The organism is Candidatus Symbiothrix dinenymphae, assembly GCF_001431085.1.
In genome coordinates, this window is the sequence record NZ_BBRU01000119.1 from 1 (window position 1) to 865 (window position 865).

Sequence of the window (865 nt, forward strand, 5' to 3'; positions counted from 1 at the left end):
GCATTACTACGATGTAAACAAGGCAAAGAATTTTGAAACGCTGTTTGGTGAGTTGTATATTGGCAAGCATCCTACGCCGAAGAAAAGTGCGTATGCCGTGTTGAAATTTGATTTTTCGGGCATCAACACCACCGGTGAAGATGGCTTCCGGTTTTCGTTTTCCGATAATATACAAGATGCTGTTTGCTATTTTTTGGATGCTTATCGCAATTTTTTCCCCGATGCCGATAGTCTTATTCAGCGGTTAAATGAAGAAAAATCAGGTATTTCTTCTGTCAGAAAAATTATTAACAAGGCGGAAACGAAGGGCGTGAAAATTTTTGTCATCATCGACGAATACGACCATTTTGCTAATGACCTCATCGCCATGGGTTCGCAGTTGGGCAAAGATGTTTATCATAATATGGTGCAGGCTAACGGGCTTGTGCGCGACTTTTATGAAGCCTTAAAAATCGGCACCAAATCGGTCATTGACCGCATTTTCATTACCGGCATATCCCCTGTGATGCTGGATGACCTCACAAGCGGTTTTAACATTGCCGCCAATCTCACGTTAAATCCAAATTACAATGAAATGATGGGTTTTACACAACAGGAAGTGGATGCGTTAATGCTGGAAACCGGTGTTGATTCAGCCCTTGTCAATGTGGATATGGAAATGTATTATAATGGGTACCTTTTTCATAAAGATGGGGAGCACCGAGTATATAATCCGTCTATGGTACTTTATATATTCAATCAGATATTAACGTTTAAGAAAACTCCTGAAAACATCATTGACGACAACCTGAAAACGGATTACAACCGTTTGCGCCGCATGGTTCAAAATGCGCCCGCAGGTATTTCTACATCAGTCCATATATCC

1 protein-coding gene is annotated in these 865 nt (G+C 41.0%); it reads left to right on the forward strand.

Annotated features, from left to right (window positions below; translation table 11 throughout):
* A partial coding sequence (locus ASC50_RS01955; protein WP_158648279.1) for an AAA family ATPase occupies positions 1-865 on the forward strand: 865 nt, incomplete at both ends.